This is a genomic window from Bacteroidia bacterium (assembly GCA_016218155.1).
Lineage (GTDB): Bacteria > Bacteroidota > Bacteroidia > Bacteroidales > GWA2-32-17 > GWA2-32-17.
In genome coordinates, this window is record JACREQ010000038.1 from 15,271 (window position 1) to 29,592 (window position 14,322).

Consider the following 14,322-nt stretch of genomic DNA (forward strand, 5'->3'; position numbering starts at 1 on the left):
ATAGAAAATATTTATTGTTTATTATTAATTAATTGAAAAAAACCTGCCTGTTCCCATTTGTTTGAATTTAAAATCCAATCGTTAATAATTCCACATTTCTCAAATTTACTTTTTAAAAACAAGTCTATACTTGCCTTATTATTTATTGAAATAAAGCAATATAGTTGATGTAAATTTAATATTGAAAAACTATAGTTCACTAAAATTTCCAGAGCAGTACATGCAACACCCTTTTGTCGGTAATTATGATTTCCGATTAAAATTCCAATACCTGCTTTCCTGTTTATAGCGTCATAATCAAACAGATCTACCATTCCAACAGTTATCTCTTCTGAACCATCAATAACATCAATCATCAGTCTGAGTTGTTTTGCAGTTTGTATATCAGCATTTGCAAAAGAACAGTACTCTTTTAATGTGTATTTTGAAAATGGCGAAATTGTTTGACTTACCCGCCAAACCTCTATCTCGTTTTCCCAAAGATACAGACTTTCCAGATCTGAAGGTTCTACCGCACGAAGCTTAACATTTTCTTTTTCAAGAGTCATATCTTATTCTACCTCAACTATCGGATCTAACACAATTGGTTTCTGTAAATAATAGAATGAAGAATTATCTGGTATACTTAAAGGTTCTGTTGGAAAAGTTAACCCGCAACCATTACAGGATAAAGTATATTGCTTTGACTTTGGCAACACAATAGTGTATTTGCCTGATTGTCTGTTTGGTTTAAATTCTCCGATAAGAGTTCCAGTCTTAAAATCATTTATTTTTAAAATAACATCCTTAACGACTTCTCCGGTTTTTTTGTTTTTAATAAAACCATTAACCACTACTAATGCACGCTCTGGCAATGAAAGTAAATCCATTAAATAAATATCTTTTCCGCCTACTCCTTCTTTCTGAACTGTTGAATAATATGCTCTTTTGCCATCAGCCGATAAAACATAAAAAACATCATCATCAATTGAGTTAATAGGATATCCCATATTTTCTGGTCGCGAAAATGCTCCATCATCTTTCAAAATTGTAAAAAACAAATCATAACCTCCCATACTATTGTGACCTTTAGAGCTAAAATACAAAGTACTTCCATCTGGATGAATAAATGGTCCACTTTCATCTTTTTCTGTATTAATAATACTTCCTGCATTTTTTGCTAAACTCCAATCTCCGTTTGGCAAACGATATGAAATATACAGATCATAACCACCTAAACCACCGGGTCGGTTACTTGAAAAGTATAATGTTGAACCATCTGAAGATATTGAGGCATGGCTTTCATCATAACTGGAATTTACATTAGAACTGAGTTTTTCTGGCTTAGCCCATTCTGTTCCATTAAAATGACTTAAATACAAATTACCATCTCCAACATCATCTTTATAAATAATCAAATCATTTCCATCAGCAGAAAGGGCAACAGAAGCCTCGTGTTCCATTGTATTTATGTTTTCACTGATTTTTTGAGGAGCCCCCCATTGTGAATTTTCTTTACGTGAAATATAAATATCTTCGAAATATTGTTTATCACTGGTTTTAAAATTACCTGTACTTCCCTTTCTTTTGGAAGTAAAAATCATTACAGTTTCATCAATATTAAATACCGGACTGTGATCATCAAGTTCTGAATTAATAACAGCACCCATATTTATAAGACTGATCTTAACCGGATTCTTTATTAATTCCTTAGCGTTATTAGATAAAGAAATCATTTTTTCAGCATCTTTACTTTTCTGTACATCAGTTTTTACAAATTCTTTATATTTCTCGAGTGAGGTTAATGCATTATCAAACATACTATTCTTATATTGAGCCAAGGCTAATATCCACAATGCCTCAGGTGAAGCTTTGTTTTCTTTTGCGTTTGATTCCTGATACTCCGGATTTATTTCTGTTGCTTTTAAAAGATAAGGAATACATTGACTTTTAGTAGCATCGGTTTTAAAATAACACGAACCAAGTAAATAGTTAACATTTGAATTTGTGGAATCATTTTTAAAATACAAAAGTAAATCTTCAATAGCTAATTGGGTTTCGCCCAGCTGCATATGCTTTTGTGCATTAATAAATGTTTGCTTGGCATTAAATTTTTGAGCAAATGCCGGCATTTGTAACATTATAACTGCCACAAAAAGCGATAGAAAAACCAGTTTCTTAGTCATAAAGTTTAATTCTGAAATATTATTTGTTATTAATTTTATATTGTTCCGGTACCTCAACAGGCTTAAATGTTATTGGTGTTTTGCCTTCTTTTAAAAGTTTAAATTCTACTCTTCTGTTTAATTTTCTCGATTCAATATTTAAATTTTTGGCTACTGGATTTTTTTCACCAGCACCCTTAACAGTTATCTGTTCCTTTTTAGAGCCTTTATCAATCAAATAATTTTTCACAAAATTTGCTCTTCTTAAACTTAGAGTTTTATTATACTTGTAACTCCCTTTATTATCGGTATTACCGGTAATTTCAATTATTGCATCAGGATTTAACACAAGCCACTGAGATAAATTATTTAAATTTTCGATAAATGACTTTGTTGAATATTTATCGAATTTAAAAAAGATACATTCAATAATTAAACCATTTTCACTATTAATTTTATTTATTACGTCAGTATTGGTATTTGTCTGTACCTGATTTTGGGTTGTGTTTTTTTCATCAGAAACAATATATAATAATATCGCTTCTTTATTTCCTGAAGGTTTCTTAAGTGTTTTAATCTGACCTTGAGGAACCTTTAGATCTAATAAATTCTCAGTAATGATTTCTGCTCTAATGTTATTTAGGTCAACATTTGAATTATTTGAAGGAAGAATAATTTCAGCATTATATTTTTCGGCAAACAATAATATTTTAGCTATTGTTATAAAATTATTGGATTCTTTATCATTTAACACGGTTCCCGAAGGGTCAAAATGAAAGTAATATTCCTTTGTTAGTTTGCCAAGTAAAATCGGATCTAATTTAATTGCTCTTTGAATTTGCTGATAAGATGTACCGTCTTTTACCATTAAGTCGTCGCTAAAAGGCAAAAAGCCTTCAGCATCAACTGTAACAGTATAATTTTTACCAGGTTTTAAAATAAACAAATACTTTCCTGTTTTTGAGTTGGGTGTATATGTACCAACAACTTCTTTTGTATCCTTATCAGTAACTGTAATTGAAACGCTATTAAGCTGGGTTCCGTCGGCCATTGTTATAACACCAGACATAACAGTAAGTGATTTCTCTTCGCTTTCAGGGAGAGTTATCAAATAAATATCATTTCGTCCAACACCTCCTGCTTGCTGAGATGCATAATAACCTCTTTTCCCATCAGGAGTTGGAGTATAAAAAATGTCATCAGCAGTAGTATTTATAGGATATCCAAGGTTAGTTGGTTCTGCCCACACACCTTCTTCGTCTTTACTAGTAAAGAAAATATCAAAACCACCCATATTCATGTGACTTTTACTACTAAAGAATAAAGTTACTCCGTCAGGATGAATAAAAGGACCTATTTCATCTTCTGAAGAATTTACTATTGTTCCAAGATTCTGTGCAGGTGCCCAATCTCCATTTGGTAATTTATTTGAACAATAAATATCCATGCCGCCATATCCACCTGGCCTATCACTTGTAAAAAACAACTGAGAACCATCAGCAGAAAGTGATGCATGGTTTTCGTTATCTTTTGTGTTAATTGTTGGTCCTAATTTTATTGGAGTTGACCAAACTTCACCATCCAATTTACTATAATAAATATTACCGTCTTTTTCATTTACAACATTTGATTCATCTTTGTAAATAAACAACTCCTGACCATCAACAGAAAGACCAATTGTAGCCTCGTGGCCTGTGGTATTTATATTTGAACTTATTGAAACAGGACTATTCCACGCTCCATCTTCTTTTTTATGAGAAATATAAATGTCCTCGAAGTACTGCCCATCTTCAGTAGTTTTTTCGCCTGTACTACCTGTTCTTTTAGAGGTAAAAATTAAGGTGGATTCATCAGCGGAAAAAACAGGGCTATGTTCATCGAACTCTGAATTAATTGCATTTCCCAAATTGGTAACAAACATTTTAACTGGATACTTAATTAGGCTAATACCATAATTACAGTTTTCATAAAGATTATCTATGTTCTCAACAAATTCTGCTTTATAATCCGGAATCATAATTTTTAATGTGTCGAGTAATTTTATGGCTTTTTCAAATTTATAATCTAAATGATATGCTTTTGCTAAATAAAGATATGATTCTATAGGAGCAGATGTTTCATAATAAAATTCGGGTTGTGCTTTTAAATTAATATTTTTAATTGCTTTCTCGAGATATGGAATTGATTTTGATTTTTCGAGTACAGTATTCATGTAACAAAATCCAGCTTTAAAATTAAGGTTTGCATTTTCCGGATCCATCTGTAATAATTCTTTATATACAATAAGTGCTGCTGTGAAGTCTCCCTTTTCCAGCAAATTTTCTGCATTTGTAAAGTTCTTTTCAAAAAGATCTTTATCAATTTTCTGAGAAAATGAATTTAAGGCTAAAAACCCAATAAAAACAAATACTACAAATACCTGCTTCATAAACTGTAATTTAATAATAGCATGATTAGCAATGCAATAGCCGCAAAACTAGTCAAAATTAATCATGCAATTTAGTATAATATTTTAAGAGATTGACCTTTGGTGATTAAAATTTCCTTAAAATGTCGAAATTTTCAAGGTATTCTGCAGTTCTTTTTAAAAATGCTCCGGCTAATGCTCCGTCAACAATTCTATGATCAAAAGTTACCGAGAGCATTGTTATTTGTCTTATAGCAATCGCATCACCAGCAGGAGTTTCAATTACGGCTGGTTTTTTATTAATTGTACCAATAGCAAGAATCGCAGCCTCGGGTTGGTTGATAATTGGTGTTCCGGTATATGTCCCGAACGAACCAAGATTAGTTATTGTAAAAGTTCCACCCTTTATTTCATCCGGCAAAAGTTTGTTTTGACGGGCTCTGTTTGCTAAATCGTTTACTGACTTTGAGAGTCCTATTAAATTTTTTTGGTCGGCATTGTGAATTACAGGCACAATTAAATTCCACGAAGGAAGTGCTGTTGCAATTCCAATATTGATATTCTTTTTTATCAGAATTTTTGTACCATCAACAGAAACATTTATTAAAGGAAAATCTTTAATTGCCATTGCTGTAGCTTCTATAAACACCGGCATAAACGTTAGTTTTTCACCATGTTTATTCTGAAATTCTTCTTTCAGTTTGTTTCTCCATTCCACAATTCTTGTAACATCAGCTTCAATAAAAGAAGTAACATGTGGTGAGGTATGAACAGAACGAACCATATGTTCAGCAATTATTTTTCTCATTCTGTCCATTTCAACTACCTCAACTTCACCGGTCGAAATTGCAACTTCTGATTTAATTGGTTCTTCTATTAATTGTGGTTTAACATCGTTAACAACTACAACTTTTTGAATTTGGCTTTTAATATTTATAAAATTTTCAATATCTGTTTTTGTTATTCTTCCCTCAAGACCTGAACCCTTTAAGTTTTTTATATCATTTTCGGTAATCAGATGTTCTTTCATTATCTGACGAACAAGCGGGCTTAAAAAAGCTTTGCCAGATGTTTTTACTATTTCATTTTCTGTAATTTGGTTTTCCTGTTTAAAATCTGGAGTTGCAACTGTAGAAATTTCGTTAACTTCAGTTAAAATTACTTGCTTATTTAAATTCTCGCCAGCAACATTAGTTTTTAAAATTAAAATTGGAGTACCAATTTGAACTACATCTCCTTCGTTAAACAATAGCTTTTGTACAACTCCCTGCTTTGGCGATGGAATTTCAGAATCAACCTTATCAGTTGCAACTTCAACTATTGGCGTATCCTCATTAACAGAATCACCTTCCCTAACAAGCCATTTAGTTATCGTTGCATCGGTAAAGCCCTCACCCATTGAAGGTAAAAGCATTTCGAAATCAGCCATTTTTAATATTTATTTAGTCTAAATAATGCGCTAAATTAATTCAATTGTATAAAGATTCAAAATTATTTTGAAGAAACCTCTATTTTTAAATACATTTGAAAAAATATTTTATATGAAAAACCTGATTTACTTTTCGTTCATAATTATTTTAGCTGTTTCCTGCGCACCAGCTTATACACCTAATATGGTAAACACACCTCTGTTATCAAATGAAGGAGAATTTCAGGCAACAATTGGAACAGGGACATCCGGAATTGATCCTCAGGTTGCTTATGCAATAACAGATCAGATTGGAATAATGGCTAATGCCAGCTTTGCAAATCGAAGAGACAGTTCAAATTTTCACAAACATTCTTTTGCAGAAGCGGGACTTGGTTATTTTTTAACTATAGCAAAAAGAGGGCGTTTTGAAGTTTACGGTGGTGCCGGATATGGAACTGTTGATGCTATGTATCGTCAAGACATCTTTTATGGCAGGTCACATGCAAAATTAACAAGGGTTTTCATCCAACCTTCAATTGGATTATCTTCTGATGTTTTTGAGGGAGCATTTACACCTCGTATTGTTTTTTTAAACATCAATAATTACAGTAATGTATTACATTCAAGTTCTTTTGAGCCTTTTATTGAACCAACTTTTACTGCTAAAGTTGGATGGAGATATGTAAAAATGATGTTTCAGGTTGGATTATCCTTACCATTAACCGAGTTAAGAACATATTCAAACCAGCCATTTATGTTTTCAATAGGATTAGTTGGAAAAATTCCTGGCAAAAAGAAAACAACAACTGAGTTAACAGAATAAAAGCTTTTCTATTTCTTTTGGGAAGTGTTCGTACTCTAATAAATGAATCTTTTTTGCTAAACTATCTGGTGTATCATCTTTTGTAATGGCACACTTTGCTTGAAAAACAATATCACCTTCGTCATATTTTTCATTTACATAATGAATAGTAATACCAGATTCCTTTTCACCCATTTCAATAACTTTCTCGTGAACAAAGTGTCCGTACATTCCTTTACCACCATACTTAGGCAATAAAGCTGGGTGAATATTGATAATTTTATTTGTAAAATTTGAAGTAATATTTTCAGGAATAAGCCATAAAAAACCTGCTAAAACAATAAAATCAATATTCTCGGCTTTTAAATCGTCAATTATTACTGTTGATTGTCTGAATTCATCTTTATTAAAAATAAATACCGGTACATTTAATCTTATTGCTCTTTCAATTACACCGGCTTCTGCGTTATTTGTGTATATTTTTGAAACTTTTACATATAAATTGGAATTAAAATGCTTAATGATGTTTTCCGCATTAGTTCCTGATCCAGAAGCAAATATGGCGATATTTTTTACTTTTTGATTTCTTTCCTCCTTAAAAATGTTCATAAATTATTATATTATATATTGCTGAATATCAGAATCAACTTCTAATTATTTGGCAAATTTTGCTATTTTTTTTTGATTTATCGCTGTCAAATAGCTTACTTTGCAATCTCAAAATTATAAAGTTTTAGTATTAACCAATAAATTTTTTGAATATGTCTGACATTGCTTCTAGAGTTAAAGCAATAATCGTTGACAAACTAGGTGTTGACGAAAACGAAGTTACTAACGAAGCTAGCTTCACAAATGATTTAGGTGCCGATTCACTCGACACAGTTGAATTGATTATGGAATTTGAAAAAGAATTCAACATCGCTATTCCAGACGATCAAGCTGAGAAAATTGGAACAGTAGGAGACGCAGTTTCTTACATCGAAAAAAACGCAAAATAATTTTTAAAAAAGTTTTATGGAACTCAAACGGGTAGTAGTAACCGGGCTTGGAACAATTAATCCTTTAGGTAATAACATTTCAGATTATTGGAATGGCCTAGTTAATGGTGTAAGTGGTTGCGATTTAATTACCTATTTTGACACTTCCAAATTTAAAACTAAGTTTGCCTGTGAAGTAAAAAATTACGATGCAGGTAACTTCTTCGACCGCAAAGAAGCCAGGAAATTGGACAAATATGCCCAGTTTGCCCTGGTAGCTGCGGACGAAGCTATTAAAGATTCAAGTTTAGCGTTAGACCAAATTGACCTCGACCGCGCAGGTGTAATTTGGGCATCTGGAATAGGTGGTATCGAAACATTTCTTGAAGAAGTAAGAGGATATGTACTTGGAGATGGTACTCCACGTTTTAGTCCGTTTTTTATTCCTAAAATGATTGCTGACATTGCAGCTGGTCATATTTCAATAAAATACGGTTTCCGTGGACCAAACTTCTGTACTGTATCCGCTTGTGCTTCATCAACTCATGCAATTATCGATGCTACAACTTATATCAGACTTGGAAGAGCCGATATAATTATTACAGGTGGTTCCGAAGCTGCAATTAATGAAGCCGGAATGGGCGGATTTAATGCAATGCAAGCTCTTTCTACAAGAAACGACGATTTTAAAACAGCTTCAAGACCTTTCTGCTTAACCCGTGATGGTTTTGTAATGGGCGAAGGAGCCGGTTCTTTAATTCTTGAAGAATATGAACATGCAATTAAACGCGGTGCAAAAATTTATGCTGAAGTAGTTGGATCCGGCTTAACAGCAGATGCTCATCATCTTACAGCTCCACATCCAGAAGGAATTGGTGCAAGAAATGTAATGTTAATGGCATTAAAAGAAGCTGGTTTAGAACCAAGTGTAATTGATTATATCAATGTTCATGGAACTGCTACTCCACTTGGAGATATTGCCGAAACAAAGGCAATTAAAGAAGTTTTTGGCGAACATGCATACAATCTTAATATAAGTTCTACAAAATCAATGACAGGACATCTTTTAGGTGCTGCCGGAGTTATTGAGGGTATTGCATCAATACTTGCAATTAATAATCAAACCATTCCGCCAACGATTAACCATCACGAAGTTGATCCGAATATTGATCCGAAACTCAATCTTACATTTCACAAAGCTCAACAAAGAAGTGTAAATTATGCCTTAAGTAATACTTTCGGCTTTGGAGGACACAATGCCTCTATCCTTCTTAAAAAGTACCAAGGTTAATTTACTTGCCTGCTAACTTTTTTCATCGGATTAATAGACTGTTTATTAAAAAAAACAGACTATATCTTTTTATTCGTGAAATTACAGGTTACTCACCAAATAATATTGAATATTACGAACTGGCTTTTGTACATAAGTCGGCATCGGTTTACCATGGAAAAGGATTTTCGGTAAATAACGAAAGGCTCGAATTTCTTGGCGATTCTATTCTTGATGCTATTATTGCAGATTATCTTTTTGAGAAATTTTCCAATGAAAATGAAGGTTTTCTAACAAATCTAAGATCAAGATTGGTAAACAGACAATCACTAAATGAACTAGCTGCAAAAATTGGTCTCGATAAACATATAGTTGCGCATACAGATAAATCAGGACTTGCGCCATCTGTTCTTGGCAATGCGTTAGAAGCATTTATTGGTGCAGTGTTTCTAGATATTGGTTATAATAAAACACGAAAATTTATTATAAAAAAACTAATTGAACCACACATTGATTTAAAAAGATTAGGTGAAACAGACACAAACTTTAAAGGACAAATAATTGATTGGGCTCAGAAGCAAAAAAAAGAAATTGAATTTATTTGTTCTGAAGAAATATCAAACAATAAATCTGGTAAAATATTTATAGCCAAATTAATTGTAAATGGACAGGAAATTGGTTGTGGACAAGCTGAATCTAAGAAAGAGGCTGAACAAAGAGCAGCTGAATCTGCGCTAAAAAATGGAATAAAAAAAGTAGAATAAAGTTTTCACTAAATTCTACTCTCTAAAAAATCATTAAAAATTACTAGCAGCCTTCGCCGTATGTAACTTCTTTTACTTTTATGTCTTCGCCGTACTCAACGATTTTTACTTTAAATTTTTCGCCATACTCAACAGCTTTCCAGCAACCTACTTTATCTTCGCCATAATCTACGTATTTAATTTTAAGATCTTCGCCATAGTCTACAAATTTTACTTTGTAATCTTCGCCATAGTCTACAAATTTAATTTTTCCATAAACATGACAGCCTTTGCTTTGAGTATCTTTTACAGTATCAAAAGACATTAAGCTTAACAGAAGTACAGATGCTACTCCAAATAAAATGAATGTTGATTTAAATTTCATATGCAATTTAATTTAGTGATTAATAATTTTTAAGTAAAAATATAACTATTTACGAAACAAACTTAAAAAAGTTTAAACTATTTAAGTTGTTCTGTTTTATTAAGCTTACTTCTACTCATGCTATAAAAAAAGTATATCAATAATCCTGCCACAAGCCAAATTAAAAACCTCATCCAATTTGTTACTCCAAGCTCAGACATGAGATAAAGATTTGTTAATAGGCCAAGAACCGGAATTAATGACCACTCACGAATTATAGCAAATACTGTGACAACAATTGACACTAATATAAAAATTAATGTAGGTAATGATTCCAAGCTTAGATTTTTAAAAACCAACATTGAATCAAAACCCTTACGATTTAAGAAAAATAAACTTAATGCAACTGCAATCCAAATGGGGATTAAGAAATATCTTGAATTAATAAAATAAATTTTAAACTTGCCATTAAGAGGATTTTTGCTTTTTTTATCATCAAGTACAAGAACTCCACCAGAAACCAATACAAATGCAAATAAAGTCCCGATACTTGTAAGATCAGTAACTTCTGTAAGATTCATAAATAATGCTGGAATAGCAACTAAAAACCCATTTACAACAGTTGCAAACCCTGGTGTTTTATATTTCGGATGTAATTTTGAAAATCGAGGAGGTAATAATCCATCTCGACTCATGCTCATCCAGATTCTTGGTTGACCTACCTGAAATACAAGTAATACACCAGCCATTGCAATAATAGCTCCTAATGCTATGAAGCCTGAAAACTGTGTTAATCCAAGTTTTTGAAAAGCATATGCAAGTGGATCACCAACATTTAATTCAGAAGAATGAACAAGACCGGTTAAAACAAGGCTAATAACAACGTACAGAACAGTTGTAATAACAAGTGCATAAATCATGCTCCTTGGCAAGTCGCGTTTCGGGTTTCTACATTCTTCGGCAGTTGTAGAAATTGCATCAAACCCAATATATGCAAAAAAGACTCCGGCAACACCTTTCATAACACCAGGGAAACCGTTTGGAGCAAAAGGATTCCAATTATCCGGATTTACATAAAACGCACCTACGGTAATTATAATTAAAAGAATAACAAGTTTCAATAAAACCATAATATTCCCAGCAACTTTAGTTTCATATATCCCAATATAAACTAGTGTTGCAATAAGGGCAACTATGCAAAAGGCAGGAATGTCGGCAATAAGTTTAACATCAAATAAAACAGGAGCATTACTCCACGCATGATATGCTTCCTGAATATAATGCGGTAATGAAGAAAGCACATGACCGGATTGCATTTGGCTAACAGCTTCGGTAAAACCTCTGGATGCCGTAACATAATCTACAGTTAAAAATTCCGGAATATGTACCCCTAAACCATTAAGTAAACTAGTAAAATAATCACTCCACGAAATTGCAACAGCTATATTGCCCACTGCATATTCCATAATTAAATCCCAACCAATAATCCATGCTATTAATTCTCCAAAACTTGCATATGCGTATGTGTAAGCACTCCCACTAATTGGAATTGATGAAGCAAACCTTGCATAACACATTGCAGAGAAACCACAGGCAATTGCAGTAAAAACAAATAACAATGAGACTGCCGGGCCACCGCTTGATGCAGCTGTACCTATTGTACTAAAAATACCGGCTCCAATAATTGCTGCAATTCCAAGCGCTGTAAGATCAACAACGCCCAGACTCTTTTTCATTTGTGTTCCGCTGGTATCCTCTGCATCACGAAGAATAGAGGACAGCGTTTTTTTTCTGAATAATTGCGACAATTTTTTAAATGTTTAGTGTAAAGATAAAATCAATTTCATGTAAAATAAAAAAACCGCAATTTTTTTAATTGCGGTTTAAGAATAATTTTATGATATTATTAATCTACTACTGATTCTTTATCGTTAGAATAGCCACGCATAATTCCACGAGTTGAGTTTCTTACAAAAAGTAAAATTTCATCACGTTCTTTTGAAGCCGGCAATTCTTTTTCGATAAAATCCAAAGCCTGACTGATATTATGTCCTCTTAAGAATAAATATCTGTATATTTCTTGAATTTGCTGAATTTGCTCGTTAGAGTAATTTCTTCTACGTAAGCCGATAGAGTTTATTCCAACATAACTTAATGGTTCGCGAGCTGCTTTTACAAAGGGTGGAACATCTTTACGAACAAGACTTCCGCCCGTAATATATGTATGTGGCCCAATATGAACAAATTGATGAACTGCAGCCAAACCTCCGATATTTGCATAATCCTCAATAACAACATGTCCTGCAAGAGTTGCATTGTTAGCTAATATACAATTATTTCCAACGAAACAGTCGTGGGCAATGTGAACATAAGCCATTAAAAGAGTGTTATTTCCTACTACAGTTTTATAGCTTGCCTTTGTTCCACGATTAATTGTAACGAATTCACGTATAAGACAATTATCTCCAATTTCAGCAGTAGTTTGTTCGCCGGTAAATTTTAAATCTTGTGGTACAGCAGAAATAACCGCACCAGGAAATATTTTACAATTTTTCCCGATTCTGGCACCTTCCATAATAACTACGTTTGGACCAATCCATGTTCCTTCACCTATTTCAACGTTTTTATCAATAGTAACAAATGGCTCTATTACAACATTACTGGCTATTTTAGCTTCTGGGTGAACGTATGCTAAGGGTTGTTTCATTTACTAAATATTAATTAGTTCTATTATTTTTTAGGTTTATCGTCAGTAACTTTTGTAATCTGAGCAAGCATTTCAGCTTCCATTACTATCTTATTGCCAACAGTTGCAACGCCTTTCATATGGCAAAGTCCACGACGAATAGGTGACAATAAATCCAATCTAAAAATAAGTGTATCTCCTGGAATTACCTTGTTTCTAAATCTTACATTGTCTATTTTCATGAAAAGAGTTGTATAATTCTGTGGATCAGGAACTGAACTTAGAGCCATAATTCCACCTGTTTGAGCCATTGCTTCAATCTGCAGAACTCCAGGCATAACAGGTTCGTCGGGAAAATGACCAACAAAAAAACCTTCGTTAACAGTTACATTTTTTAATCCAACAACATAAGTATCTTTCATCTCTAGAATTTTATCTACTAGAAGAAATGGATACCTATGTGGCAATCTTTTTCTTATCTCATTAATATCAAGTAAAGGCTTGGCATATATATCATATGTAGGAACTTGATTCTTAACTTTTTCTTTTTTAACCTGTTGTTGAATTAATCTTGCAAGTTCGATATTGGTTTTATGACCAGGTCTGGTTGCAATTATTTTTCCTTTTATAGGTAATCCAACTAAAGAAAGGTCACCAATTAAATCAAGAAGTTTGTGACGTGCAGGTTCATTTGAATGCCTTAATTCTGTATTGTTAAGTATTCCTTTTTGTGGTTCAAAATCGAGATGCGGTTTTTGAAATAAATCTGCAAGATGATCTAATTCGCCTTTTGGTAAATCTCTATCAACAATTACAAGTGCATTATCTAAATCGCCACCTTTTATTAGCCCGTTTTTTGCTAAAATTTCGAGCTCGTGAAGAAAAACAAAAGTTCTTGCAGTAGATATTTCTGTCTTATAATTTTCAATATTTTCAAGAGAAGCAAACTGGTTTACTAAAATAGTTGAATTATAGTCAATTAACACAGTTACATTATAGCCACTGTCTGGAATTACAAGATATTCAATCCCTTTTTCGGGGACTGACAATGTAATCGGCTGTTTTATTTCAAAATAAACACGAGCCTCATTCTGTTCTAAAATTCCGGCTTTGTCAATTGCGTCAACAATTTCACCTGCACTTCCGTCAAGAATTGGAACTTCAGGTCCATCTATTTCAATAAGGGCATTGTCAATTCCTAACCCATAAAGCGCACTTAATAAATGCTCTACAGTATTCACTGTAACTCCATTTTCGCCAAGAGTAGTACCACGAGCAGTTTCAGAAACGTTATCAATAATTGACCTGATTGTAGGAGTTCCTTCAACGTCAACACGTTTAAAAATATAACCGTGATTAACTGGTGCTGTTTTAATTACAACTGTTGCAGGCTTACCTGTGTGTAATCCAATACCGGAAATTGATACCGGCGATTTTAGTGTTTTTTGTTTTTCGCCTGCCATTGGCAGAATATTTTTTATTTAAAAGGCAAAGATATAGCTTGTGATTAATTTACAA

At 32.9% G+C, this 14,322-nt stretch carries 13 protein-coding genes; 4 read left to right on the plus strand and 9 right to left on the minus strand.

All coding sequences use genetic code 11. The features are described from left to right. Positions 1-11 precede the first annotated feature (11 nt). The 4 genes from HY951_06610 to HY951_06625 form a co-directional block, all read right to left on the minus strand. Complete coding sequence (locus HY951_06610; protein MBI5539713.1) at positions 12-548, minus strand: GNAT family N-acetyltransferase; 537 nt, start codon at positions 546-548, stop codon at positions 12-14. Between the two features lie 3 nt (positions 549-551). Then, the gene (locus tag HY951_06615; GenBank protein MBI5539714.1) at positions 552-2,165 is read right to left on the minus strand and encodes a PD40 domain-containing protein; all 1,614 of its coding nucleotides are present in this window, start codon (positions 2,163-2,165) and stop codon (positions 552-554) included. A gap of 19 nt (positions 2,166-2,184) precedes the next feature. Next, entirely contained in the window at positions 2,185-4,572 is a 2,388-nt protein-coding gene (locus HY951_06620; GenBank protein ID MBI5539715.1) for a PD40 domain-containing protein, read from the minus strand. 106 nt (positions 4,573-4,678) lie between these two features. Beyond that, a complete protein-coding gene (locus tag HY951_06625; GenBank protein ID MBI5539716.1) occupies positions 4,679-5,980 on the minus strand; it encodes a 2-oxo acid dehydrogenase subunit E2 in 1,302 nt (433 codons plus the stop codon). Between the two features lie 112 nt (positions 5,981-6,092). Between HY951_06625 and HY951_06630 the strand changes: the two genes are divergently transcribed. After that, positions 6,093-6,785: a hypothetical protein gene (locus HY951_06630; GenBank protein ID MBI5539717.1), complete on the plus strand. Its 693-nt coding sequence runs from the start codon at positions 6,093-6,095 to the stop codon at positions 6,783-6,785. Here the strand turns inward: HY951_06630 and purN are convergent. After that, positions 6,774-7,373: a phosphoribosylglycinamide formyltransferase gene (purN, locus tag HY951_06635; GenBank protein MBI5539718.1), complete on the minus strand. Its 600-nt coding sequence runs from the start codon at positions 7,371-7,373 to the stop codon at positions 6,774-6,776. The genes HY951_06630 and purN overlap by 12 nt on opposite strands. 152 nt (positions 7,374-7,525) lie before the next feature. On the opposite strand from purN, the gene HY951_06640 reads away from it, so the two are divergent. The 3 genes from HY951_06640 to rnc are packed head-to-tail and all read left to right on the plus strand — an operon-like array spanning position 7,526 to position 9,775. Further along, positions 7,526-7,762 carry an acyl carrier protein gene (locus tag HY951_06640; protein ID MBI5539719.1) on the plus strand — a complete coding sequence of 79 codons (237 nt, stop codon included), beginning with the start codon at positions 7,526-7,528 and terminating at the stop codon, positions 7,760-7,762. Between the two features lie 16 nt (positions 7,763-7,778). Next, the gene (gene fabF / locus HY951_06645; GenBank protein MBI5539720.1) at positions 7,779-9,032 is read left to right on the plus strand and encodes a beta-ketoacyl-ACP synthase II; all 1,254 of its coding nucleotides are present in this window, start codon (positions 7,779-7,781) and stop codon (positions 9,030-9,032) included. Between the two features lie 5 nt (positions 9,033-9,037). Then, positions 9,038-9,775 (plus strand): ribonuclease III, encoded by a 738-nt coding sequence (rnc, locus tag HY951_06650; protein ID MBI5539721.1) that lies wholly within the window; start codon positions 9,038-9,040, stop codon positions 9,773-9,775. Positions 9,776-9,818: 43 nt separating this feature from the next. Here the strand turns inward: rnc and HY951_06655 are convergent, their stop codons facing one another. From HY951_06655 to HY951_06670, 4 genes are all read right to left on the minus strand, one after another. Further along, positions 9,819-10,139 carry a hypothetical protein gene (locus tag HY951_06655; protein ID MBI5539722.1) on the minus strand — a complete coding sequence of 107 codons (321 nt, stop codon included), beginning with the start codon at positions 10,137-10,139 and terminating at the stop codon, positions 9,819-9,821. 77 nt (positions 10,140-10,216) lie between these two features. Further along, a complete protein-coding gene (locus HY951_06660; GenBank protein ID MBI5539723.1) occupies positions 10,217-11,854 on the minus strand; it encodes an amino acid permease in 1,638 nt (545 codons plus the stop codon). A gap of 170 nt (positions 11,855-12,024) precedes the next feature. Further along, positions 12,025-12,825, minus strand: a complete 801-nt coding sequence (gene lpxA, locus HY951_06665) for an acyl-ACP--UDP-N-acetylglucosamine O-acyltransferase (protein ID MBI5539724.1) — start codon at positions 12,823-12,825, stop codon at positions 12,025-12,027. Between the two features lie 23 nt (positions 12,826-12,848). Beyond that, on the minus strand, positions 12,849-14,267 hold the full coding sequence (locus tag HY951_06670) for a bifunctional UDP-3-O-[3-hydroxymyristoyl] N-acetylglucosamine deacetylase/3-hydroxyacyl-ACP dehydratase (protein MBI5539725.1): 1,419 nt from the start codon (positions 14,265-14,267) through the stop codon (positions 12,849-12,851). Between the last annotated feature and the right edge of the window lie 55 nt (positions 14,268-14,322).

What these genes read in the sequence shown, in the direction of transcription:
- HY951_06610 (MBI5539713.1), bottom strand. Translation starts at nt 548, where the DNA reads ATGACTCTTGAAAAAGAAAATGTTAAGCTTCGTGCGGTAGAACCTTCA.
- HY951_06615 (MBI5539714.1), bottom strand. Translation starts at nt 2,165, where the DNA reads ATGACTAAGAAACTGGTTTTTCTATCGCTTTTTGTGGCAGTTATAATG.
- HY951_06620 (MBI5539715.1), bottom strand. Translation starts at nt 4,572, where the DNA reads ATGAAGCAGGTATTTGTAGTATTTGTTTTTATTGGGTTTTTAGCCTTA.
- HY951_06625 (MBI5539716.1), bottom strand. Translation starts at nt 5,980, where the DNA reads ATGGCTGATTTCGAAATGCTTTTACCTTCAATGGGTGAGGGCTTTACC.
- HY951_06630 (MBI5539717.1), top strand. Translation starts at nt 6,093, where the DNA reads ATGAAAAACCTGATTTACTTTTCGTTCATAATTATTTTAGCTGTTTCC.
- purN (MBI5539718.1), bottom strand. Translation starts at nt 7,373, where the DNA reads ATGAACATTTTTAAGGAGGAAAGAAATCAAAAAGTAAAAAATATCGCC.
- HY951_06640 (MBI5539719.1), top strand. Translation starts at nt 7,526, where the DNA reads ATGTCTGACATTGCTTCTAGAGTTAAAGCAATAATCGTTGACAAACTA.
- fabF (MBI5539720.1), top strand. Translation starts at nt 7,779, where the DNA reads ATGGAACTCAAACGGGTAGTAGTAACCGGGCTTGGAACAATTAATCCT.
- HY951_06655 (MBI5539722.1), bottom strand. Translation starts at nt 10,139, where the DNA reads ATGAAATTTAAATCAACATTCATTTTATTTGGAGTAGCATCTGTACTT.
- HY951_06660 (MBI5539723.1), bottom strand. Translation starts at nt 11,854, where the DNA reads ATGAAAAAGAGTCTGGGCGTTGTTGATCTTACAGCGCTTGGAATTGCA.
- lpxA (MBI5539724.1), bottom strand. Translation starts at nt 12,825, where the DNA reads ATGAAACAACCCTTAGCATACGTTCACCCAGAAGCTAAAATAGCCAGT.
- HY951_06670 (MBI5539725.1), bottom strand. Translation starts at nt 14,267, where the DNA reads ATGGCAGGCGAAAAACAAAAAACACTAAAATCGCCGGTATCAATTTCC.